The organism is Microbacterium sp. MTN4-26, assembly GCF_042846595.1.
GTDB classification, from domain to species: Bacteria; Actinomycetota; Actinomycetes; order Actinomycetales; family Microbacteriaceae; genus Microbacterium; species Microbacterium luteum.
The window spans coordinates 1-968 of the sequence record NZ_BTGO01000050.1 but is presented as its reverse complement, the minus strand read 5'-3'; the positions used below and the strand labels follow the sequence as shown (position 1 = coordinate 968).

Below are 968 nucleotides of genomic sequence, written 5' to 3'. Positions count from 1 at the left end.
GAGACCAGGGTGGGGACGGTGTCGGCGATGAGGGTGTCCAGGGTGCGGTCGGTGGTGGTGATCTCGGTATCGAGGTCGCGGATGCGTCGGCCGATGGTGCGGAGCGCGTAGCGGGCAGCGTGGGGGGTTTCGTGGAGACGGGTGGTGTCGGGGCGTAGCGTGATGGCCTTGCTCACTCGGGCCGATGCGGTCAGTGGGAGGAGCGCGTCGCGGAGCTCGTCGGGGGCGGTGGTGATCAGGTCTCGCAGTTGCGAGTATGCGGCGGTGCGGGCTTTGACCGCCCCGTCGCGACTGACTTTGAGCATCCGAACGGTCTCCACGATCCCGGTGGTGATCTTCGGGGAAGCGGTCGCTCGGCCCGACAGGACGGCCCGAGCGGCCGCTTCCGCGTCGATCGGGTCCGATTTGCCGTGATGTGCTCTGGTGGTCTTGTCGGGCCGGTTCACCTCGTTCACCGGATACCCGGCGGCGAGGAGATGCCTTGTCAGCCCCGCCCCGTAGGAACCGGTCGATTCGACACCGAACACCGACACGTTCCCGAACCGGTTCGCCCAGCCGGTCAGCTGCGCGTATCCGCTCGCGGACGCGGGGAAGGCCTCTGATGCAAGCAGCCTGCCGGCGGAGTCCACGACCGCGGCGTGATGGGTGCGTTGATGCGTGTCGACACCGACGACCAGTTGCGTGAGATCGAGGGCGGGGGTGATGCTGGTAGCGCCAGTCATGCTGGTCTTGTCTCCAATCACGATGTGAGTTGGATGACTTCACCGGGCCGGGCGGACAAAACGGTGATGAGCCTCTTGCAGGGTCCTATCAAGTCACTCCCGCCCGGCTCGGCCACCCGAGCAAGGGCATGAACTCCCGGCAACCAGCGCGACAGATCGCGCGAAGGACAACCACACGGCGTCGGTTTCGTCTCAAGCCAGCACCAGCAACCAAAAGCCCACACCCATCCTCACCGTTTCGTCTCG

Annotated in this window: 1 protein-coding gene; it reads right to left on the bottom strand. The window is 66.1% G+C overall.

The window, feature by feature from the left end; genetic code table 11:
• On the bottom strand, positions 1 to 722 hold a 722-nt coding region (locus ACGG9C_RS17025; protein ID WP_390178953.1), incomplete at its 3' end, for a transposase.
• Positions 723 to 968: the final 246 nt, after the last annotated feature.